The sequence below is a fragment of the Polaribacter butkevichii genome, from assembly GCF_038024105.1.
Taxonomy (GTDB): domain Bacteria; phylum Bacteroidota; class Bacteroidia; order Flavobacteriales; family Flavobacteriaceae; genus Polaribacter; species Polaribacter butkevichii.
The window spans coordinates 1,370,323-1,393,937 of the sequence record NZ_CP150661.1; the positions used below are offsets into that span (position 1 = coordinate 1,370,323).

The following is a 23,615-nucleotide window of genomic DNA, read 5'->3' on the forward strand; positions in this document are numbered from 1 at the left end:
TAATTTTGTTGTTTGTAAATAAAGCTTTTGGTTGCATTTACAAATCTTACATATATAAAAAACCACAATGTTTTAAAACATTGTGGTTTTTTGCTTTGTATAAATTATTGTTGAATTTAGTTTTTTAATACCTTTTTAGTAACCTCTCCAATACTTGTATTTACTTTTACAAAGTAAATACCTTGTGTTAATTTTTCTGTAGAAACTATAGCATTGTTATGCGTACCTGTGTAAGAAACTTTTTGAACTATACTACCAGAAATATTATAAATTGTTACCGATTTAAGCTTATCTGCTTCATTAACAACCAACGTACTATTTTCTGTATTCAAATACACTTTTAAGCTATTTAAAGCTTTGTAATTAGAAGTACTTAAGGTGCTTTTAATAAGAGTTTCTGCAATATTTGTATCTATAGGGTAATTATAATCAAAATAAATTTCTGCATCATTTGTAAAAGTATCACCTACTACTAAAGTATCTAAAGTTTTGATTTTAAAAACAACGTACCCATCATTATTTGCATCATCAAAAGGTAAATTAATGTTTTCAGAAATAAATTCAACTTTATTACCAGTAACTCTTGTAACAGTAATGTGGCTAGTATCTGTTACTAACAAAGTATTAACATTAAATTTAGTGGTATCTATAATATCTTTTACCACAATATTTGTTGCATTAGCAGTACCTGTGTTTTCAAACCTAATCATATAATGCACATACTTACCAATCATATCCGGTAGTAAAGTAGTGCCTTCTAAACAAGTTTTATCATTTGGATCGAAAGAGTTCACTACAGTTTGGTTTAATACAAAAGTATTGTCTTCTATATTTTCTTCGTCTGCTAATGGCGTAATTGTAGCGGTAAAATTTAGTACTTCATCACCGCTTAAAGCAGGTGTTTCTGTTGGTGTATTTAAGTTTAAGCTAAAAATAATCTCTCTACTTTCTAAAGGCAATAAATTACTATAATTATAACTTAAGTTACCGGCAGATTCTACATCTGCATTAGGATTAGAGGAAACAAAATCTAACACATCTTCTTGAAAAGCTAAAGCTACACTACCAGACACTGTTGTACTCCCTATATTTTTATACGTTATTTTATAAGTAGCATCAAAACCGGGTCTTGCAGCTTCTAAAGGCAATAAAATCATTTTTACATCTGTATGATCCCCATTTGGTGTAATGCAAAAATCTTGTGTAAATAAACTTTCTTCTTTAGAAAGGTCTACAGAAAAACTCTCTGGAGAAACGGTATAATATGCTGAATTTTCTAAAACGGGTGTTATTATATGAGTACCATTTCCGGTAACGTAAAAAAGATAATCACCAGTGTCATTAGAAGTAAAACTACCAATAGCACCATAACTATTAGAAATAGCATATTTTAAATTAGCTATAGACGTATCTTCAGAATTACAACCATCAGCGTCAACATCTAATAAATTAGCTCCTTTAACCGTTTTAAAACTTCCTCCTGGTTCAAAATCACAATAAGAACTTACCGCAACATCTGTATAGCCACAATTAGCTACTAACTCTTTTATTCCTACATACGTAAGCCCTTCCGAAGGCCACCAATCATTAGGAAACTCTAAATTTTCTATCTCAGATTCATCTGCACACACAAGTTTTAGGCTAGAATTATTACAAATAGAATAGTACCCACCATAATCTTGACCTGCAGAACTATTTGAGACACCATCTTTAAACGAAATTGTTTCTAACATTGGGTTATCAGTAACTCCAAAATTTAACCATCCTTTTTGACCACCTGTAGTAACGGATTTCAAGTAAGGGTTATAATTGCAAGAAAAATCAGATAAATTTGGCAAACCATTTAACTCTATATCTACTAGATTTGTATTTTTACATATTAGGTAGTATAGATAATTCACCTCTCCTCCCACAAACGTTAATGCATCTATAGGATTATTAGTTATGAATAATTCAGCTAAATACGGTATATTATTAAAATCTATTTCTAAAGATGTAAGCTGATTATTAGTACAATTCAAATAACCTAAAGATGTAGGTAAACCACTCGTATTAATATGGGTTAAAAATTGGTTATTTGAAAAACTTATACCAGTTATCTCATTTGTATTAATATCAAAAAAATTAATATTTTCTGATGTAATAAGTAAGCTATTATCTATAGAAATATAAATTAAAGCACTTAGTTTACTTATATCTAACGTTGTTATTTGTGTATTGTTAACCCCTAAGGTTTCTAGATTAACAAAAGCATTAATTCCTTCTAATGATTGAATATTTAAGTTGTCTATTTCTAAATTTTTTACCGCTTCTGCTTCGGTTATTTGTATTTCATTATCGCCATTGGTGTCAATAGCAGGTGTATAATTTAACAACACATTTTTAAAATGAACATCTGTAATATTTACATTTTGAGACTGCGTAGTTTGTAATGTAAAAAAAATGGCAAGGAATAAGTAAAGGTTTTTCATAATTATATTTCTTTTAATAGCTATAACAAATATATTGTTTCTATAAAATTAAACCTATTGATTTACAGATATTTTAAACAGAAAAAATCTTAATTATGAGTTTTTAATAACATATATAAAAAACCACAATTGATTCAAAATTAATTGTGGTTTTTTTCTTTACATTTACCCTTATGAATTTCCTAGCCCATTTATATTTATCACAAAACAATACTAACATTATGATTGGCAATTTTATTGCAGATCATATTAGAGGAAATAATTACGAAAGTTTTTCTAAAGAAATTCAGCAAGGTATTTTTTTACACAGAGAAATAGATACGTTTACAGACGCTCATGAAATTGTTAGAAAAAGTAAACGTCGTTTGCACGAACGATACAGACATTATGATGGTGTAATTATCGACATTTTTTACGATTACTTCTTGGCTAAAAATTGGGCAGATTATTCAGAAATTCCTTTAGCTATTTACACAGATTCTATCAATAAATTGTTTGGTGGCATCTCTGATCAATTACCTGTAAAATCTCAAAACTTTATTAAATATATGATTGAATATAACATCTTATTCAATTATCAAAATAAAGAAGGTATTGAAAAGGTTTTAAACGGAATGAACGCGAGAACAAAAGGCAAATCTCAAATGAATTTAGCCATCGAAGATTTACGAATTTTAGAAACAGAATTACAAGAAGATTTTACCTTATTTTTTAAAGATTTAATAGCACATACTAACAAAAAAATTAAAGAAATTAAAACGAACCTATGAAAAACATCATTTTACTATTCGCATTTTCTTTAGTATTCATTCACTGTAAAACTGCAACTAAAAAAGAGAAAGTTGTAGGTTTAATTGCTAATAAAGCAATGGTAGTTTCTGCAAGAGAAGAAGCTTCTAAAATAGGTCTACTTATATTAGAAAAAGGAGGAAATGCCTTTGATGCTATGGCAGCTACAGAATTAGCTTTAGCTGTTGCGTATCCTTATGCAGGAAACATTGGTGGTGGTGGTTTTATGGTATATCGTAAAAACGACGGAGAAATTGGTGCTTTAGATTATAGAGAAAAAGCGCCTTTAGCGGCATCAAAAGACATGTATTTAAATGATGACGGCAATGTAATTCCTAATAAAAGTACGTTAGGTTCTATGGCTGTTGGAATTCCAGGAACTATTGCAGGTGTTTTTGAAGCACATAGAAAATTTGGAACATTACCAATACAAGATATTTTAAAACCAGTGATAGAATTGGCTAAACGTGGCGTAATTGTCACTAAAAAACAAGAAGCTAGAATTAAAGAATATCAACCTAAATTTAAAGAAGCAAACCAATCTTTAATCCTTTTTGATAGTATCTGGAAAGAGAACGACATTATAAAATATCCTGCTTTAGCAGAAACACTAGAAAGAATTTCTAAAAACGGTAGAGATGAGTTTTACAAAGGGGAAACGGCAAAACGTTTGGTAAAGTTTATGCAAGCAAATGGCGGAATTATGACGCTTGATGATTTGGCTAAATACGAAGCAAAATGGAGAACCCCTATTACTTTTAAATATGATGATTTAAAAATAATTTCAATGTCACCTCCTTCTAGTGGGGGAATTTGTTTGGCACAAATTATGAACGGAATTGAGCCGTACGATTTAGATACTTATGGTCATAACTCAGTAAAAACAATTCAAATAATTACAGAAGCAGAAAGACGCGCGTATGCAGATAGAAGTTTCTTTTTAGGGGATCCTGATTTTGTAAAGATTCCGTTAGAAACCTTAATCTCTAAAGAATACACCAAAGGAAGAATGGATGATTTTTCTTTTGATAAAGCTACTAAATCTGCAGATGTTGCACACGGAACTATAGAAATGGTAGAAAGTGATGAAACAACACATTATTCTATTGTAGATCAATTTGGGAATGCTGTTTCTGTAACCACCACTTTAAATGGTGCTTATGGCTCTAAATTGTATTGTTCGGATTTAGGCTTCTTTTTAAATAATGAAATGGACGATTTTTCTAGCAAACCTGGTGTGCCAAATATGTTTGGATTAATTGGTGCTAAAGCAAATGAAATTGCTCCAGAAAAAAGAATGTTAAGTTCTATGACTCCTACAATTGTAGAAAAAAACGGTAACCTCTGGATGGTGATTGGAACTCCTGGTGGTTCTACCATTATTACCTCTGTTTTACAAACCATTTTAAATGTACATGAGTTTAAAATGGGCATGCAAGAAGCAATAAATCAACCTCGTTTTCACCATCAATGGTTGCCTGATGTTATTATGATGGAACCTCATCAATTTGATCAAAAAATAACGGATGAATTAAAAAATAAAGGATATCATATCAACGAAAAAGACGCACCTGTTATTGGTAAAGTAGAAGGAATTTTAGTACTTCCCAATGGAAAATTAGAAGGAGGAGCAGATCCAAGAGGAGACGATAAAGCTGTTGGCTATTAATTAGCTGTTAATAAAAATTATAACAAATATCTTTTCTAAATAAGCTTTTTTAAGCGATTAAGAAATCTCTACTTTGCAACTTTTACCCCCAAATACTTTGTAACTTTGTAATTCTTAAACTAAAAAACTTACTAAAAAAATGAAAGCACAACCATTTCACTTGGCAATTCCTGTACAGAACTTAGAAAAATTAAGAACTTTTTATAGAGAAATTTTAAACTGTGAAGAAGGTAGAAGTACAGACCAATGGGTAGATTTTAATTTCTTCGGACATCAATTAGTTATTCACAAAAAAGAAAATTACCAACCAACAAAATCAATTACAAACCCTGTTGATGGTCATGATGTGCCTGTTCCGCACTTTGGAGTTGTATTAACTTGGGAAGATTGGCATGCTTTAGCGGATCGATTAAAAACCTTAAATACAAAATTTGAGATTGCTCCTTGTATTCGTTTTAAAGGAAAAGTTGGTGAGCAAGCAACCATGTTTTTTAAAGACCCAGAAAATAATGCTTTAGAGTTTAAAGCTTTTCAAGATATAAATCAATTATTTGCTAAATAATAAAATACTTTTAAAAGCATTTTTGTAATCTATTTTACTTATCTCTATTAAAATAGATTACAACAATGCTAACTCCACATACCAAATAATGCAATTGTTAGAAACGCATCTTGTACCAAAATTAGAAAAACCAATTCGTTTTCAAGAATACGCTGTGGGCATTTTTAAAACAATTCCTACAAAATCTGGTATTAAAAAAGCGATTAAAAAAGGGCTTGTTTTTATTGATGGAAATTTAGCTACAACCTCTAAATATATTTCTGGTGATGAAAAAATAACACTTTTTGAATCTGAAAATTCTTCTACCTTCGAAAGATTAAAGCTCGATTTGGAGGTACTATTTGAAGACGATTACTTGGCAATAATATACAAACCTGCAGGCATTTTAGTCAGTGGAAACAAATTTGTAACCATTGCAAACGGACTATCTCAAAACCTAAAAAAAAGTATTCTTTCTGATGCCGTTAAACCGCAACCAATTCACCGTTTAGATTATCCCACAAGTGGACTTTTATTAGTAGGAAAAACAAGTGCTGCAATTACAGAATTAGGAAAATTATTTAAAGATAAAGAAATTAAAAAAACGTATTATGCCATTACTATAGGTAAAATGAATCCTACTGGATTTATAAATTTCCCTATTGATGAAAAAAAATCTCACACCGATTTTGAAGTTTTAGATACTGTTGTTTCAGAACGTTTTGAGTTTTTAAACTTGGTAAAACTCCAACCAAAAACCGGAAGAAAACATCAATTAAGAAAACATTTATCTGTGCTTAACGCACCTATTTTAGGTGACAAAGAATACTTTTTAGAGAATAAAATTTTAAACGGAAAAGGCTTGTTTTTACATGCAGCCACTTTAGACTTTATCCATCCGTTTACGAAAGAGAAAATTTTGGTTACTAAAGAACTGCCTAAGAAGTTTACAAAGATTTTTCCAAATTCACAACCTCCTTTACTAAGTTTATCAACTTAAAACAAATTGATAGACTATTATGAAGCCAACAAATAGTTTCTTCTTTTAAAAAATATTAATTTAGCTTCTGATTTTTTAATTTATAAAAATGAAGAAGCTTTTTAAATTTATTGGAATTATCTTATTGCTTTTAATTGTTGCTGGTGGACTCTATTATTTTATAAATAATAAACCTTTACCTAAAGGAGAACAAGGAAAAGAAGCAGATGCATTGGCTACTAAAATGCTGAATGCCTTAAATATTGATGCTTATAAAAAAACAGAGGTTTTAAAGTGGAGCTTTAGAGGAGAACACTCTTATAGATGGTACAAACAAGAAAATATTGTACATATTTCTTGGGCAAATTATAAAGTAACACTGCATACAAATGCTCCTAATAAATCTGAAGTATATGTTGATGGAAATATTACTAATAAACCAGAATTGGTTAAACAAGCACAAGACTTTTTTAATAACGATTCTTTTTGGCTAATTGCTCCTTACAAAGTTTTTGACTCTGGTACAGAAAGACGTATTGTAAAACATGAAGGTAAAGACGCACTGTTAATTACCTACACTTCTGGCGGTTCTACTCCTGGAGATTCTTACTTATGGATTTTAGATGACAACTACTTACCTACTTCTTTTAAAATGTGGACAAGCATTATTCCTATTGGCGGTGTTGCTGCCACTTGGTCTGATTTAAAAAACACAGCATCTGGAATTAAATTACCTACAAAACACACATTGTCTCTTTTTGGAATGGAAATAAACATGGGCGATGTAAAAGCTTATAATGAAAAAGCAGACGAATTAGCTGATAAAATTTTAAAAGCGATAAAACATAAAGCGTATAAAAACACTAGATATTTAGAATGGAGTTTTGCTGGTAAAAGATCTTTTAAATGGGATAAAGAAAAAAATGTTGCAGACGTTTCTTGGGATTCTATTCTTGTAAATTTAGATACTAGAAACACCCAAAAAAGCACGGTTTACATCAACAATAAAAAACAAGAAGTTATAGATACTGCCATTGTAAAAAAAGCGTGGAATATTTTTAACAACGATTCTTTTTGGTTGGTTGCTCCGCATAAATTATTCGAAAACGGAATTATAAGAAGCATACAACAAGTAGATGATAAAGATGTGTTATTAGTTAAATATACCACTGGTGGTTCTACACCTGGTGATTCTTATTTGTGGCTTTTAGACTCTAATTATGTACCTAAAAGTTATAAAATGTTTGTACCAAGCATGAAAATGGATGGAGTTTCTGCTACTTGGCAAGATTGGATAACCACAAAAAGTGGTACTTTGTTACCAACAAACCATACTTTTGGCAATGGACGAATTTTAAGTATGGGAACTGTAAAAGGATATAATTAATGAAATCGAAAACAATTGCAAACGGAATTTTAAGAGCGGTAGCTATTCTGGTAGGTATTTTACTTTTGGGCTACTTCTTATACGCAATACAATCTGTAATTGTTTACATTATTATTGCAGGTGTTTTATCTTTAATTGCAAGACCACTAATTCAATTTTTAAGAAGAAAATTAAAATTTCCCAATACACTTGCAGTAATTACTACAATGCTGTTAATGTTAGGTTTTTTAGCTGGTTTAATTGGCATGTTTATCCCTTTAATTGCTGAACAAGGAGAAAGTTTATCACTTTTAAATATAGATAAATTACAAGCAAACATTCAAGAAATCATTAACCAAATAAACTCTTATTTTTCATCTAGAGGTATCAATGTTTTAAAAGAATTAGAAAATATAGATATCGCTTCTCATTTTAAAGAAATTCCTGATTTTTTAAATGCCATTTTAGGTGCTGTTGGCACTTTAAGTGTTGGGTTATTTTCTGTATTATTTATATCTTTCTTTTTTATGAAAGACAGCCAGTTACTAGCAAATGGAATAATGGTTATTATACCTAAAGGAAATGAAGGCCGGTTTTCTAAATCCTTAGAAACCATTAACGATTTATTATCTAGATACTTTATTGGTTTGATACTTCAAATTACTATTTTATTTGTTATCTATACCATTGTTTTATTCATTTTCGGAATTTCGAATGCCATCGTTATTGCTTTTTTATGCGCCCTATTAAACTTAATACCATACATAGGTCCCTTAATTGCAGCCGTTATTATGTTTATCTTATCGATGACAAGTAATATTGGATTAGATTTTCAAACAGAAATTTTACCAACCTCACTTTACGTGATGATTGGTTATTTGATTGCCCAATTGGTCGATAATTTTTTCAGTCAACCTATTATATTTTCTAAAACAACAAAGTCGCATCCTTTAGAAATATTTTTAATTATCATTATTGGTGGATTACTTTTTGGAATTGTAGGTATGATAACTGCGGTACCAATGTACACAGCTTTAAAAGTAATACTGAAAGAATTTTTAGCCGAAAACAAAATCGTAAAGTCACTAACCAAAGACCTATAATTTCTTTTGAATTTAGCCATTTTAAGACCAGAAGTACAACAATTTATTACAGATCATTTAAAATCAGACATTACAAAACTAATTTTAAAAGGAAGTCCTTTTGATAACATTACAGTACAAGAATTAGCGAATCAAATTGTTGCTAAGCAAAAGTCTGAACATAAACTACCTTCTTGGTTTACTTCCCAAAACATTTATTATCCAGAGAAAATAAGCATTGAGCAAACCTCTTCTGAAATAACAGCAAACTATAAAGATACTTTAGTAAAAGGCACTTCTATTATTGATATTACAGGCGGTTTTGGTGTAGATTGCTTTTACTTTTCTAACCATTTTAAAGACGTTACACATTGTGAAATTAACGATGAGTTATCAACAATTGTAAAGCATAATTATCAACAATTAAAAAAAGAAAATATCACTACTTTTTCTGGTGATGGAATCGAATTTATTAAAAATACTAAAGATAATTTCGATTGTATTTATATAGACCCATCCAGAAGAAATGATATAAAAGGCAAAGTGTTTTTATTAAATGATTGTTTACCAAACGTACCCGAAAACATTGATTTTTTGTTTTCTAAAACCAATCAAATTCTTATTAAGAACTCGCCTATTTTAGATATTACAAGCACCATAAATGAGTTAAAATTTGTAAAAGGAATTCATATTCTTGCAGTAAATAATGAAGTAAAAGAATTATTGTTTTTATTAGAAAAAGGATCTGAAAATCCTATCAAAATTAATACCGTAAATATTGGTAAAAAAGATATTCAAACTTTTAATTTTAAGTACAAAGAAGAAGTAACATCAACTTATTCAGAACCACTTACCTATTTGTACGAGCCTAATGCAGCAATTTTAAAATCTGGTGGTTTTCATGAAATTTCAGAGCAGTTAAACCTTTTTAAACTTCATCAACATTCACACTTATACACCTCTAAAGAAATCATCAATTTCCCTGGAAGAGTTTTTAAAATTGAGCAAATTTTAAATTATGATAAGAAAAAAATCAAGAAGTTAATTACTGATAATAAAGCCAATATTACTACAAGAAATTTCCCTAAAACGGTTGCTCAAATAAGAAAGGAAACCAATTTAAAAGATGGTGGAAATAAGTATTTATTTTTTACCACAGATGTACAAAATAAGCTCATTTGTATTTCATGTTCTAAAAGTCAAGTTTAAGTAAAGTAAGTTAATAAGAGACTAGTAACTCTAAACGACTACATTTTTATTAAATTTGCTGCAAAAGCTCAACTTATATACATGCAGACACTTACCTATCAAGCATTAAAAATCACCCAAAACACTCAAAATTTTATTGATGACGTTTTGGTTGTTGAGGCTGCCTTACAGATAAATATTAATGATGAACCTTATACCGTTGTGATGAGAACTCCTGATAATGATAAGGAATTGATAAGAGGTTTACTTTATGCTGAAGATATTTATAAAAGTAAAAAAACGTTGACTTTTAATGTTGAAGAAGCAGAAAACGGAGTTCCTACTATTATAAACGTTACTATTTCTAAATATATATTAGGCAAAGGGTACTTAAATAAAAGAACCTTGTTGTCTGTTTCGTCTTGTGGTATTTGTGGCAAAAAAGAATTAAAAGACATTAAAGTTAATGGAGAAAAATTAGCACAAACAAATTCTTTTTCAAGTGATATTTTACATGAAATGTTTTTAAAAATGAATGATTTTCAGCATACATTCAAAAATTCTGGAGGAAGTCATGCCGCAGCTCTTTTTAATAAAAATTATGATTTATTAACAATTAAAGAAGATATTGGTCGACACAATGCTGTTGATAAAGTAATTGGGGATTTGTTGATAAAAGAGAAATTAAGCGAAGCAAATTATTTAATTGTTAGCGGCCGTGTTTCTTACGAAATTGTATCCAAAGCCTTTATTGCAAAAATTCCTATTATTGTAGCCGTTTCTGCTTGTTCTTCATTGGCTGTAGATTTTGCTAAAGAATTTGGTATTTGCTTAATAGGCTTTACTAGAGATCAAAAAATGACTATTTATTCGAATCCATCATTTGTTAAAAGAAAAACAACCTATGTCTAAAAAAATAAAAGAACAACCACCAGAAAAATTAACAGGCATTCAATTAACAGAAGTTCCAAAAACTGCTGTTGGTGTTAAGGCAATTGTTTCTGCTTTAACTCATATTAAAGACGAAGTTGGTATTTCTAAGGGGATTCAATTATTATCTAAATTAAACCAGAAAGATGGTTTTGATTGCCCAGGTTGTGCGTGGCCAGATCCTGATGAAAAAAGAGCTTTTTTAGCAGAATATTGCGAAAACGGTGCAAAAGCAGTTGCAGAAGAAGCTACCAAAAATAAAGTTTCTCCAATCTTTTTTACTACAAAATCGATACAAGAACTCTCTGAATTATCTGATTATGAAATTGGTAAAAGCGGACGAATAACACACCCAATGTATTTGCCAGAAGGCGCAACACATTACGAAGAAATTTCTTGGGAGCATGCTTTTAATATAATTGGTGAAGAATTAAATTCATTAAACTCTCCTGATGAAGCTATTTTTTATACCTCTGGTAGAACTAGTAATGAGGCAGCTTATTTATATCAGTTGTTTGTACGTCAGTTTGGAACAAACAATCTACCAGATTGCTCTAACATGTGTCATGAATCTAGTGGTGTTGCACTTTCTCAAACTTTAGGCATCGGAAAAGGTTCTGTTACTTTAGACGATTTCAATCATGCAGATTTAGTTATTGTTATTGGTCAAAACCCAGGAACCAATCACCCAAGAATGTTAAGTGCTTTAGGTGAAACAAAAAAGAAAGGCGCAAAAATAATTACAATAAACCCGTTACCAGAGGTTGGTTTAATGAATTATAAAGATCCTCAAAACCCTTTAAAATGGGTGGGAGCAGGACAAGATTTAACGGATTTGTTTTTACCCGTAAAAATAAATGGTGATGTGGCTTTGTTAAAAATCATCTTAAAGTTGATGAAAGAAAAGGAAGATGCAGAACCTAATAGCGTTTTCGATCATCAATTTATTGAAGAAAAAACTGCTGGATTAGAAGACTTATTAAAAGATTTAGACACCTACTCAATTGATGAATTATTACCACAAACAGGTTTAACATTAGATAAAATTAAAGAAACTACAGCCCTCATTATCAATAATAAAAATATTATTATTTGTTGGGCAATGGGTTTAACGCAACATAAAAACGGAGTGGATAATATCCGCGAAGTTGTTAACATATTATTACTAAAAGGAAGCATTGGTAAAAAAGGCGCAGGTACTTGTCCGGTTCGTGGACACTCTAATGTACAGGGAGACAGAACCATGGGGATTTGGGAAAGACCTCCCGCTTCATTTTTAGACAATTTAGAAAAAGAGTTTCAATTTAAAGCTCCAAGAAAATTTGGTTTTGACGTGGTTGAATCTATAGAAGCCATGCATAAAAAAGAAGCAAAAGTATTTTTTGGAATGGGGGGAAATTTTATTTCTGCCACACCAGACACCACTTTTACTGCGGATGCTTTAAGAAATTGTAATTTAACAGTACAAGTATCTACTAAACTAAATAGAAGTCATTTAATTACTGGTAAAAAAGCAATTATACTTCCTTGTTTAGGAAGAACTGAAAAAGATTATCAGGCAACTGGAGAACAATTTGTATCCGTAGAAAATTCGATGGGAGTGGTACATCAATCTAAAGGAACTTTAGAACCTTGTTCTAAAAACTTATTAAGTGAAACCGCTATTGTGGCGGGTGTTGCCAATGCAACTATTAAGAATACAACAACCAATTGGTCTGAATTAATTTCTAATTACGACTTTATTCGTGATAAAATTGAAGCAACCATTCCTGGTTTTAATGATTTTAATACCCGCGTAAGAATTAAAGGGGGTTTTTACTTGCCAAACAATGCAAGAGAAAATGATTTTACACCGACCAAAACAGGAAAGGCTAATTTTAGTATCAACAAACCTTCTGAAATTGCGTTAGAAAATAACCAATTTATGATGATGACGATTAGAACTCATGATCAATACAACACCACTATTTATGGTTTAGATGACAGATATAGAGGGGTTTTAAATGAAAGAAGAATTATCTTTATGAATACAGATGATATGAACTCATTAAATTTAAAAAAGTTAGATTTGGTAGATCTAACAAGTCATTTTAATAAAGAAGAAAGAGAAGCAAAAGGTTTTTTAGTAGTTCCTTATGAGATTCCTAAACAATGTACAGCTACTTATTTTCCGGAAGCAAATGTTTTAGTGCCTTTAAAAAGCAAAGCAGATATTAGCAATACACCTACCTCTAAAACTGTAATTATTACCATCAAAAAAAGATAAAATTAGCTTATGAAAAAGTTTATATTCTTATTAATAACGCTTATTTCTTTTCAAGCATTATTTTCTCAAACAGAAAATATTCCTGAAAGAATTACTCAAAAAGGGTTTGCCAAAATAGATTTTCTTTCTATAAAGATGCCGCCTCCAGAAGATATTGGAACTACTTTTAATGAACCAAATATGGGATTTACGGGTATCCATTATAATTTATTTTTAAATGAATCTTTTTACACAGGTGTTGGCCTTTATGGCTCTATTTCTGGCATTAGAGGTGGCTTTTTTACTTTAGGAATTAATGCAGGGCTAAAAAAATATTTTTCTAAAAAATTATATATCGATACAGGTTTTCACTTTGGTGGTGGTGGTGGCGCTGGTGCTCCCGATGGTGGTGGCGCTTTCATTTTGCCTCATGCTAATTTAGGGTATCAATTTAAAAACTTCTCTTTAAATGGAGGTTGGAGTTATGTTAACTTTTTTGATGGTGGAAGAATTAAAGGACATCAACTAAATATTGGATTAGAGATTCCTTTAGATTTTGAATATGCAAATTATAAGCATACAGAAAAAGAATTTGGTTTGGATAATTTTGAAAACACAAATTGGAATCAAAATCCGAAACAAAATTCCTTGATGGTTCATTTTAACAATTTAAAAGTTTTAAGTGAAGCAAATTCTACTACTGGAGAAGTTTTAAAAGGAAAAACAATAAAATTAGCTGGTTTTGAATTTACGTCTTACCTTAATGACAATTGGTTTGCATTTTTAAAAGTAGATGGTGCCTACGATGGTATTAGAGCAGGTTATATGGATGTTTTATTAGGAGGAGGGTATCATTTATCTATGAATAAAAACAGAACCAATATCTTAGCTAAATTAGGTTTTGGTGCTGGTGGTGGTGGTGGTGTAGATACAAAAGGTGGTTTTTTATTTTACCCAGATATATCCATAGAGCAACAAATACTAAAAGACATTTATGTTTCTGTTAATAAAGGATATTTATTAACGCCTAATAAAGATTTTTATACCTCAACATTTGGAGTCGGAATTAAATACTACATAGAAAGAAATGGAGTAAAAACAGACAATACTTCTTTTACACAAGGAAAGTTTAAAGGATTTGATGTTATTGTAAAACAAGACCTGTACTTTAATGCTAAGAGGATAGAAGACCCTACGGAACACATGCATCAAATTTCTTTGCAAATAAATTTAGATTTAAACAAACATCTTTTTGTTGCAGGACAAACCTCTTTTGCAAACTTTGGTAATGCAGGTGCTTATGCAGAAGGTTTGGTTGGTTTAGGTATAAAATCAAAGCCTTTCTTTAATAATTCTACCTCTATTTTTACACAAATTTTAGGTGGTGCAGCAGGTGGAGGAAATATTAGCACAGGCCAAGGTTTTATTATAAAACCAAGTTTAGGTTTAGATTATAAACTTTCTAATACGTTAAACTTTAGAGCTGCCGCTGGTTATGTAAAAGCAAAAGGCGGAGAGTTAAGCAGTCCTTTTATCAATTTAGGACTAAAGTATAACATCTCATTTTTAAAGTTAAAATAATTAAAAATAGGGTTGGTTAAAATATTTTAAGCAACCCTATTCATTAGTTAACCTTTATTAAAACGCTCTACTTATATAGCAGTTTCTAAATATTTTACAACAAAATCAATTTGTTCTTTTGTTGTATATTTTGAAAAAGAAAAACGAATAGACGTTTTATCCGCATCTGCGTCACTTAAAATCTCTCTTAATACGTGAGAGCCTTTATTGCTTCCGCTTTGGCAAGCACTTCCTCCAGAAACAGCAATTCCTGCCATATCTAAACTAAATAACAACATATCATTTGTAAAAGGAAAACGCACATTTAAAATTGCATAACTACTTTTTTCTATATCGGATGAAAGTCCGTTAAACTGAATCTTTTCGGATATACTTTGTAGTTCAAAAATAAAATACTTTTTTAAATTTTCTATGTAAACTTTATCTTCCTCTAAATTAGAAACAGCAATTTCTAATGCTTTTTCCATCCCTAAAATAGCATGTACATTTTCTGTACTAGACCTTGCGCCCATTTCTTGTTCTCCACCATGTAACATTGGTAAGATTCCAAATCCTTTTCTAAAAAAGGCAAAACCAACTCCTTTTGGTCCATGAAATTTATGTGCGCTTGCTGCTATAAAATCAACTGGTATTTTTTGTAAATCAAGCGGATAATGCCCTATCAACTGAACGGTATCCGAATGAAATAAAGCCTTATTATTTTTACAAATATCAGCAATTACATCTATTTCTAAAATGTTACCAATTTCATTATTGATCAACATTAAACTTACCAATGTTTTTTCTTTTGATGTTGATAAAAGCTGTTCTAAATGCCCTGTATCAACAGTTCCAAATTCATCAACATTAACATAATCTACAATAATGTTATGTGCTTTTTTTAAATAAGTACAAGTATGTAAAACTGCATGATGCTCTATTTTAGAAGTAACAATTCTTTGCACTCCTAAATTAAAAACAGCATTCTGTAAAATTAAATTATCAGCTTCTGTACCACCTGCTGTAAAAATAATTTCGCTAGCAGTTACATTAAAATGTTTTGCAATATTTTTTCTAGCAGTTTCTACTGCCGATTTAGCTTTTCTTCCAAATTGATGTATTGAAGATGGATTACCATAATTTTGCTTCATAGAAGAGTAAATTACCTCTATAACTTCTTCATCAATTTGTGTGGTAGCTGCGTTGTCTAAATAAACCGTTTTCATACTGTAAAATTACAATTAATTAGCGTTCTGAAAAACATAAACTTCTGTTGCTCCTAAACCGTATTTTTTATAGGAAGCATCATAAAATTGAACCGGATATTTATTTAATAATCGTTGAAGCTCTGACCTTAAAACTCCTTCACCAACTCCATGAATAAAAACTATTTTAGGAATTCGTTTAGAAATAGCAAACTCAATTTTATTTTTTGCAGTATCTAACTGAAGGTTTAACATGTCGTAATTATCCATGTTTCTTGTAGATTTTGTTAATTTACTAATATGTAAATCAACCTCTAAAATTATTTCCTTTTTTTCTTTTTTAAACAAGCTTTTCTTTGGCTTATTTTGAGCAATTTTATCCTTTAGTAGTGCATTGTTGATATCACTAAATTTAGAGAGTTCATGTTGCTCTATTCCAATTCTTACTAATTCAGACGAATTGAACTTAAAAACCATGCCATCGCTAGTTTCAATCGAAATTTCATCACCCATAATATGGATGACTTTTCCTTTTAAAACATCATCTAAAACCGCCACTTTATTTCCAATTTCTAAACACATTCTTAACCTTGTATTAATTTGTTTTCAGTTTTTAAGATAGTATATTTGAGACAAAAATAACAAGATGATTAAGACTTCAGCTATTTCTACAAGAAAATTCTTTACAAATGCTCACAATAAAATTACATTAAGTGAAGGCAGAAAGAATTTATTGTTAGAAATTTCTGAAACAATTTCTAAAGAATATAAAAGCGAAGGTCTTGTTAATTTAAACTTTATTTGCACACACAATTCTAGAAGAAGTCAAATAGCACAAGTTTGGGCATTTTTTGCAGCCCATTATTTTGACCTAAACATTTATAGTTTTTCTGGCGGAACAGAAGTAACTTCTTTTTATAGAAACACCATAAAAACATTACAAAAAGCTAGTTTTTCTTTTAATTTAGAAGATTTTTCGCATCAAAACCCAAAGTATCTTATTTCTTTTGATGAATCATCTAAAACAATTTTAGGTTTTTCTAAAAGATATGATCATGTAGATAATAAAAAACCTTTTATAGCAATAACTACTTGTAATAACGCCGATACAAAATGTCCTTTTATAGCAGAAGCTATTTATAGATTTCACTTACCCTTTGTAGACCCTAAACCTTCTGATGGAACTCCATTACAGAAAGAAACTTATCTAAATACAAACCAACAAATTGCAGGTGAAATCTATTTTATTTTTGCAGAAGTAAAAAAAGCACTCCTTTAAACTTTTAAATTTTTATCATACGGAATACGATCTAAAATGTGATTGATAACATTTACGCGTGCTTCTGTTTTTCTATTTGCTCTAATTATTTTCCAAGGAGAAATTGCAGTATTTGTTTTTTCGAACATTGCATTTTTATACTCGGTATATTCATCCCAAAAATCTTGGGCTTTTTCATCTAGTTTTGTCATTTTCCATTGTTTTAATGGATTGCTTTTAATGTCTTCAAAACGTTTTGCTTGTTCTTTTTTAGAAATAGACATATAAATTTTAACTACATGAATTCCAGATTCTAAAATCATTCTTTCAAAATCATTTACCTGATTCATAAAAATCTGATACTCTTCTTGAGTACAAAATCCGTTTACGGGTTCAATAACCGCTCTATTGTACCAACTTCTATCAAAAAAAACAATTTCACCAGCTTTTGGTAATTGCTCTATATATCTTTGAAAGTACCATTGTGTTTGCTCGTCTTCTGTTGGTTTTGGTAATGCAACAATACGCATATGACGAGGATTAATACGTTCTGTTAACCTTCTAATTGCCCCACCTTTACCTGCAGCATCTCTACCTTCAAAAACAACAATTATTCTTTCTTCTTGATTAATTGCCCAAGTTTGTAAACGAATTAACTCTACTTGTAACTTTTCTAGTTTACGTTGATAATCTACATATCTAATTGCTCTACCAATATTTAACGGTTCTTTAGACAACAACGCTAATAAGCCTTTTTTAGAATTTAACTTCTTTAAATTTTTAGGTGATATTTCCATATTAAATTTAATCTATATTAGTATTAGATCTATAATAACGCATTACAACATTAGGATCTGGGTTTAAAACTGTTTTTGAGTCTTCTTTTTCATCATAATCAAACATAGATAAAACATGTCTAATAGCTTCTAATCTTGCTACTTTTTTATCATTCGTTTTAATCATCATCCAAGGGCTGTATGAGGTATGAGTTTTAGAAAACATTTCTCTTTTGTAGTGAGTGTATCTATCCCAAAGAATTTGACCTTGCTTATCTACAGGACTAAATTTCCATCTTTTTAATGGATTTTCTTTTCTGCCTTCAAAACGTTTTAATTGCTCATCTTTAGATATAGAAAGCCAAAATTTAATGATTACCACACCATCTTCGTACATCATGTGCTCAAACTCTGGCACTTGCACCAAAAACTCTTTATATTGTTGGTCTGTACAAAACCCCATAACAGGTTCTACAACAGCTCTATTATACCAGCTTCTATCAAAAAAAACAATTTCTCCTGGGTTTGGTAATTCTTTTATATAACGTTGAAAATACCACTGCCCTTTTTCTACTTCGGTAGGTTTATTTAAAGCCACCAACCTACTAGAACGTGGGTTTAAATGCTCCATAAATCTACGAATATTACCACCTTTACCAGCTGCATCTCTACCTTCAAAAATAATAGCAACCCGCTTGTTGTTATTAGATATCCAACGTTGTAATTTAACCAACTCTATTTGAAGCAATCTTAACTCTTCATTATACTGAAGTGTTTTTTTTACTTTGTTATAAGTCTCGTTTTTATCCGCTATAAGCGCCAGAAGTTCTTCTGTATTTTTAGCACCTTGAAAGTCTGCTGCAGTTAATCCTTTTTTTGTCTCCATTCATTCTTTTTACTTGGTCTAAAAATAACTACTTTTTTTTAGAAATCCATAAAAAAAACATCATTTTAAATAAGTTATTTTATATTTGCTTTCTATGAAAAATTTCCTGTTTATTCTAGCTCTATTTGCGTCTTCACTAATTATTGCACAAGAAAAATTTTCTAAAGAAATTAGTTTTAGAACAGACAATGATTTGTATGTTTCTGCAACTAGAGACAGGTATTATACTAGTGGAGTTTTTTTAGAATACAGATATCTTTCGAGCAAAAAAAATGAATTTTTAGAAAAGCGAATTTTTGAATGGAAAATTGGTCATGAAATGTACACACCGTACAAAGCTACGGTTGAAAACATGAATGAACACGACAGACCTTTTGCAGGCTACTTATATGGAGGCTTTAAAATACAAAGAGTCTATAAAAGCAATCAAATTTTTAATACTTCTGCTCAAATTGGTGTTATTGGCGCTGACTCTTATGCCGAGGAATTACAAGAATTTATACATGATATTTATGGTTTTAAAAAAGCCGTAGGTTGGCAATATCAAATAAAAAATGCTTTTGCACTAAACTTTAATGCAGAATACTTAAAAACCCTTGCAACAACCAATGATAATAACTTAGATATTACTTGGGTTAATACGTTAAATGCTGGTACTGTTTATACAAATATTGCCTCTGGTTTTTACAGTAGAATTGGTTTAAAACCACTGCAAAATTTAACAAACTCAATAGCATTTAATACCAATTTAAATGATGACAAAACAAGTAATTACAGAGAAATAGAAAGTTTTTTCTTTGTTAAACCAATGTTACGTTATGCTTTTTATGATGCAACCTTACAAGGCAGTTTTTTAAACAAAACAAGTCCAATTACAAAAAACATTATGCCTTTTGTTTTTGATATTGAAGTTGGTTTAAAATTTACTGCTAATCGATTTAATTTTGGTTACAGTTTTAACTACAACACAAGTAAATCTAAAGATTTAAGATTTACGTATGGTCATAGATACGGCAGCGTTATCATTAATTATTTATTACGTTAATCATTAAAAAATTCGTCTTTAAAACCAATTAAATATAATTTTTCTTGCGCTCTTGTTAATGCTGTATACAACCATCTAAAATATTCTTTAGATACTCCTTCGGGTAAATAAGGCTGCTCTATAAAAACCGTTTTCCATTGTCCTCCTTGAGATTTATGACAGGTCATAGCATACGAAAACTTTACTTGCAAAGCATTAAAGAAAACATTCTTTTTAATTTCCATAAACTGTTTAGACTTTGATTTTAAGTGGGCATAATCTTCTTTTACCGCTTGATACAGTTTATTGGATTCGTCGTAAGTTAACGATGGAGATTCACTAGTTAAAGTATCTAATAATAAAACGGTTTCGAAAGGTTGCATGTCTGGATAATCAATCATCCTTACTTCTACTTCCGCAAATTTAAAGCCGTATAATTCTTTAATAGAAAATATTTTTAATACTTCACAAATATCTCCATTGGCAATAAAACCTGCGGTTGAATTTTCTTTTAACCAGAAATAATTATTTTTAACCACCATTATAAAATCACCCGCAGAAATTTCATTTTCTTGCCCACGAATATTCATTCTAATTTGTTGGTTGTATTGATTTGCTCTTTTATTAGATCGCACAATAAAAGCAGTATCTTCTATACCTCCACTATCATAAGCCGTTACCAAAGCATCTTCTATATCATAGCCATCATCTAATCTTACAATATCCGGAAAATCAATATCAAACTTAAAGTTAGTGGTATCGTTTTGTATCATCAATCGTAATAAAGTAGCGTTTGCAAGAATTCCAGAATCTTCATGCTGACGCATCACTTCATCCAATTCTATTTCTGTAACATTTTTATGAAAATCATACATTAATGTATCTTGCTCTAAAGCAGGACTAATATTTAATTTTACAGGCGGAAGCTGTGCCGTATCTCCAATAAAAATCAATTTACATTGATGACCAGAATATACATATCTAATTAAATCGTCTAATAAAGAACCAGAATCAAATAATTGTTGATTTTGTCTACTATCAGGAATCATGGAAGCCTCATCTACAATAAAAATTGTATTTCTATGCTTATTGGGCTGTAAAACAAATCCAACACCACCATTTGCCTGTTTTTTAGGGAAATATATTTTTTTATGAATTGTAAATGCAGGTCTTTTAGAATACACAGCAATCACTTTAGCCGCTCTACCTGTTGGCGCTAATAAAACTGCTTTTTTATTTATAGTTTTTAAACTATTTACAAATGCACTAATGGTAGTTGTTTTTCCTGTACCTGCATACCCTTTTAATAAAAAGAGGGCATCAGTATCCTCGCTAAAACTAAAATCACTTAAAAGGCGTAATAATTTATCTTGCTTAGAAGTAGGTGTAAAATGAAATTTTTTCAGTAATTCTCCGTAAAAATCGGTTGTTTTATTTATCATATAAAAATTAATACCACAAAGATACATTGATTTGTAAATAAAAGTTTTTATCATAAAAAAAAAAGTGTAAATTTGCCTTAAGACTATTAAAATAAATATACGTAAAATGGGATTACTTGGAATGATTTTGGCAGCTGTTATAGTTGCAGTATTACTAGCTATTGTTATAGTTAAATTTTTACCGTTAAAATTAAGATGGATTGCATCTATTTTACTTTTAGGTTTAACAGTATTCTTGGTTTATAAAATATATTACGGTATTATGGAACCGATTATTTTTAACAAAAATAAAGTTATCAAATACAGTAAAGTTATTCAAAACTTAAAAATAATTAGAGATGCAGAAGTAAAGCATTTTGAAGTTACCGGAAAGTATACAAAAGACAAAGCAGCTTTAATTCAATTTATTGATACTGCAAAATTAGCTTTAACAGAAACTAAAACTATTGTAGAAAAAGAAAACAGAGGTGGTGGTATTATTATTGATGTTGAAAAAAGACAAACAGATACTATTGGCTACGAACCTGTTTCTAAGTATTTTAAAGGTAAAAACTACAAAGAAATGTTTAAAATTCCTGGTGTAGAAGGTAAAGAGTTTGAAGTTGAGGTAGGAACTGTAGAAAAAGTACCTGGTATGGTTGTACCAACTTTTTATGTAAAATCTCATAAAACAGATATTTTAAAAGGAATGGATGAATCTCTTCTAAAACAAGAATTAGAACAATTAGCTACAGATCAAATTAAAGGTGAATTTGTTTCTGTTGGTTCTTTAGACGAAGTTTCTACAGGTGGTAACTGGCCTCCTTTTTATGACAAAGACGGTGATAAAAACGAATAGTACAATTACATTAGAACACTCAAAAGATACAAAGTTATCCATCCAATTTAATTTGGATGGATTTTCTTTTTGTATCACAAATACTACAACAAAAGAAACCATCTATTTTTCTGAATACGTATTTAATGAAAAACAAGTAACTCCAGAAAATCTTTTAAAAAAAATAGAAGAGATCTTTAAAACAGATACACACCTACAAAAAGACTTTTCTTCTGTTTTAGTGGTACATCAAAACAATTTATTTACACTTGTACCTACACCTTATTTTTCTGAAGATAAACTCTCTGAATACCTTAATTTTAATATTAAAACATTAGCTACAGATTTTATTGCTTTTGATGATATCGAAAACTGCAATGCTAAAAATGTATATGTGCCTTATGTAAATATTAATAATTATTTATTTCAAAATTTTGGAGAGTTCGAATACAAGCATCATTTAACTATTTTAATTGAAAAATTAATTTTAAAAAATAATAGTGATGAAAAAAAAGTATTTATAAATGTCTCTAAAAATAATTTTGATATCGTTGTACTTCAAAACAAACAATTAGAGTTTTCGAATTCTTTTTATTTTGATACAAAAGAAGATTTTATCTATTACATCTTATTTACTTTTGAACAATTAAAATTAGATGTAGAAAAAACACCACTTTCTTTTATTGGTAATATTGAAAAAACATCTGAAATTTATAAAATAACCTATCAATATATTAGAAATGTATCTTTTCTAGAAAGCAATAATAAAATTTTTAATCAATTAGATGTATCTAAACATTCTAATTACATCCTTTTAAGTTCATGAGAATAATTTCTGGAAAACACAAAAGCAGACGTTTATCAGCGCCTAAAAACTTACCTGTTCGTCCTACAACAGATATGGCAAAAGAATCGTTGTTTAACATCTTAAACAACACGTACTACTTTGATGGTATTTCGGTTATCGATCTTTTTTCTGGTACAGGAAACATTAGCTATGAATTTGCTTCTAGAGGTACAAAAGATATTTATGCAATTGATGCACATTTTGGTTGTATAAAATACATCAACGAAACATCAAAAACATTAGATTTACCTATAAACACCTTTAAAAGTGATGTTTATAAATTTTTAGAAAAAACCTCGCTACAAGCAGATGTTATTTTTGCAGATCCTCCTTATGATTTTGATGAGGAACAATTTTTAAAAATAGTAGATTTGGTTTTTACAAGAAACCTACTTAAAGAAGAAGGTGTGTTAATTGTAGAGCATTCTAAACATACCGATTTATCTAAACACAAAAACCATAGTTACGACAAACGTTATGGTGGAAATGTATTTAGCTTTTTTGAAAACGAATAAACAATAGCATTTTAGTATAAAAAAA

Annotated in this window: 21 protein-coding genes; 15 read left to right on the forward strand and 6 right to left on the reverse strand. The window is 29.8% G+C overall.

From position 1 onward, the window contains the following. Positions 1-116: 116 nt before the first annotated feature. The gene (locus tag WG951_RS05685) at positions 117-2,471 is read right to left on the reverse strand and encodes a DUF7619 domain-containing protein (protein WP_105049219.1); all 2,355 of its coding nucleotides are present in this window, start codon (positions 2,469-2,471) and stop codon (positions 117-119) included. 221 nt (positions 2,472-2,692) lie between these two features. Here WG951_RS05685 and WG951_RS05690 point away from each other — a divergent pair, with 221 nt between their 5' ends. The 10 genes from WG951_RS05690 to WG951_RS05735 all read left to right on the forward strand — a co-directional run bounded on the left by WG951_RS05690 (position 2,693) and on the right by WG951_RS05735 (position 14,841). Continuing rightward, positions 2,693-3,241 (forward strand): ACP phosphodiesterase, encoded by a 549-nt coding sequence (locus WG951_RS05690; RefSeq protein ID WP_105049220.1) that lies wholly within the window; start codon positions 2,693-2,695, stop codon positions 3,239-3,241. Further along, the gene (gene ggt, locus WG951_RS05695; RefSeq protein ID WP_105049221.1) at positions 3,238-4,929 is read left to right on the forward strand and encodes a gamma-glutamyltransferase; all 1,692 of its coding nucleotides are present in this window, start codon (positions 3,238-3,240) and stop codon (positions 4,927-4,929) included. Before WG951_RS05690 ends, ggt begins: the two co-directional genes overlap by 4 nt. Before the next feature lie 139 nt (positions 4,930-5,068). Then, positions 5,069-5,491: a VOC family protein gene (locus tag WG951_RS05700; RefSeq protein ID WP_105049222.1), complete on the forward strand. Its 423-nt coding sequence runs from the start codon at positions 5,069-5,071 to the stop codon at positions 5,489-5,491. 88 nt (positions 5,492-5,579) lie between these two features. Continuing rightward, positions 5,580-6,470, forward strand: coding sequence for an RluA family pseudouridine synthase (locus WG951_RS05705; RefSeq protein ID WP_105049223.1), 891 nt, complete (start codon positions 5,580-5,582; stop codon positions 6,468-6,470). 88 nt (positions 6,471-6,558) lie between these two features. Beyond that, positions 6,559-7,836: a hypothetical protein gene (locus WG951_RS05710; protein ID WP_105049224.1), complete on the forward strand. Its 1,278-nt coding sequence runs from the start codon at positions 6,559-6,561 to the stop codon at positions 7,834-7,836. After that, a complete protein-coding gene (locus WG951_RS05715) occupies positions 7,836-8,918 on the forward strand; it encodes an AI-2E family transporter (RefSeq protein WP_105049225.1) in 1,083 nt (360 codons plus the stop codon). The genes WG951_RS05710 and WG951_RS05715 overlap by 1 nt, the downstream gene beginning before the upstream one ends. A 6-nt stretch (positions 8,919-8,924) precedes the next feature. Beyond that, positions 8,925-10,106 (forward strand): class I SAM-dependent methyltransferase, encoded by a 1,182-nt coding sequence (locus tag WG951_RS05720; RefSeq protein WP_105049226.1) that lies wholly within the window; start codon positions 8,925-8,927, stop codon positions 10,104-10,106. Positions 10,107-10,187: 81 nt separating this feature from the next. Beyond that, positions 10,188-10,997 (forward strand): formate dehydrogenase accessory sulfurtransferase FdhD, encoded by an 810-nt coding sequence (fdhD, locus tag WG951_RS05725; RefSeq protein ID WP_105049227.1) that lies wholly within the window; start codon positions 10,188-10,190, stop codon positions 10,995-10,997. Continuing rightward, positions 10,990-13,281: an FdhF/YdeP family oxidoreductase gene (locus tag WG951_RS05730; protein WP_105049404.1), complete on the forward strand. Its 2,292-nt coding sequence runs from the start codon at positions 10,990-10,992 to the stop codon at positions 13,279-13,281. The genes fdhD and WG951_RS05730 overlap by 8 nt, the downstream gene beginning before the upstream one ends. A gap of 9 nt (positions 13,282-13,290) precedes the next feature. Continuing rightward, positions 13,291-14,841, forward strand: coding sequence for a hypothetical protein (locus WG951_RS05735; protein ID WP_105049228.1), 1,551 nt, complete (start codon positions 13,291-13,293; stop codon positions 14,839-14,841). A gap of 71 nt (positions 14,842-14,912) precedes the next feature. Here the strand turns inward: WG951_RS05735 and WG951_RS05740 are convergent, their stop codons facing one another. Together WG951_RS05740 and WG951_RS05745 are read right to left on the reverse strand one after the other, a co-directional pair. Then, positions 14,913-16,046: a cysteine desulfurase family protein gene (locus tag WG951_RS05740; RefSeq protein ID WP_105049229.1), complete on the reverse strand. Its 1,134-nt coding sequence runs from the start codon at positions 16,044-16,046 to the stop codon at positions 14,913-14,915. 15 nt (positions 16,047-16,061) lie between these two features. Beyond that, positions 16,062-16,607, reverse strand: a complete 546-nt coding sequence (locus WG951_RS05745) for a Smr/MutS family protein (RefSeq protein WP_105049230.1) — start codon at positions 16,605-16,607, stop codon at positions 16,062-16,064. 64 nt (positions 16,608-16,671) lie between these two features. Between WG951_RS05745 and WG951_RS05750 the strand changes: the two genes are divergently transcribed. Then, positions 16,672-17,304 (forward strand): hypothetical protein, encoded by a 633-nt coding sequence (locus WG951_RS05750; protein ID WP_105049231.1) that lies wholly within the window; start codon positions 16,672-16,674, stop codon positions 17,302-17,304. On the opposite strand, the gene ppk2 (WG951_RS05755) is transcribed toward WG951_RS05750, so the two are convergent. Together ppk2 (WG951_RS05755) and ppk2 (WG951_RS05760) are read right to left on the reverse strand one after the other, a co-directional pair. Next, on the reverse strand, positions 17,301-18,080 hold the full coding sequence (ppk2, locus tag WG951_RS05755) for a polyphosphate kinase 2 (RefSeq protein WP_105049232.1): 780 nt from the start codon (positions 18,078-18,080) through the stop codon (positions 17,301-17,303). The two genes, WG951_RS05750 and ppk2 (WG951_RS05755), sit on opposite strands and share 4 nt — an antisense overlap. A 7-nt stretch (positions 18,081-18,087) precedes the next feature. Next, the gene (ppk2, locus tag WG951_RS05760) at positions 18,088-18,945 is read right to left on the reverse strand and encodes a polyphosphate kinase 2 (RefSeq protein WP_105049233.1); all 858 of its coding nucleotides are present in this window, start codon (positions 18,943-18,945) and stop codon (positions 18,088-18,090) included. A gap of 94 nt (positions 18,946-19,039) precedes the next feature. Here ppk2 (WG951_RS05760) and WG951_RS05765 point away from each other — a divergent pair, with 94 nt between their 5' ends. Continuing rightward, a complete protein-coding gene (locus WG951_RS05765) occupies positions 19,040-19,990 on the forward strand; it encodes a lipid A deacylase LpxR family protein (protein WP_105049234.1) in 951 nt (316 codons plus the stop codon). On the opposite strand, the gene WG951_RS05770 is transcribed toward WG951_RS05765, so the two are convergent. Continuing rightward, entirely contained in the window at positions 19,987-21,411 is a 1,425-nt protein-coding gene (locus WG951_RS05770; protein WP_105049235.1) for an ATP-dependent DNA helicase, read from the reverse strand. The genes WG951_RS05765 and WG951_RS05770 overlap by 4 nt on opposite strands. Positions 21,412-21,517: 106 nt before the next feature. On the opposite strand from WG951_RS05770, the gene WG951_RS05775 reads away from it, so the two are divergent. The 3 genes from WG951_RS05775 to WG951_RS05785 are packed head-to-tail and all read left to right on the forward strand — an operon-like array spanning position 21,518 to position 23,590. Further along, positions 21,518-22,249 (forward strand): hypothetical protein, encoded by a 732-nt coding sequence (locus WG951_RS05775; protein WP_105049236.1) that lies wholly within the window; start codon positions 21,518-21,520, stop codon positions 22,247-22,249. Next, complete coding sequence (locus WG951_RS05780) at positions 22,221-23,054, forward strand: DUF3822 family protein (RefSeq protein ID WP_211296716.1); 834 nt, start codon at positions 22,221-22,223, stop codon at positions 23,052-23,054. Before WG951_RS05775 ends, WG951_RS05780 begins: the two co-directional genes overlap by 29 nt. Then, positions 23,051-23,590 (forward strand): RsmD family RNA methyltransferase, encoded by a 540-nt coding sequence (locus WG951_RS05785; RefSeq protein WP_105049238.1) that lies wholly within the window; start codon positions 23,051-23,053, stop codon positions 23,588-23,590. The genes WG951_RS05780 and WG951_RS05785 overlap by 4 nt, the downstream gene beginning before the upstream one ends. The last annotated feature ends 25 nt before the right edge of the window (positions 23,591-23,615 follow it).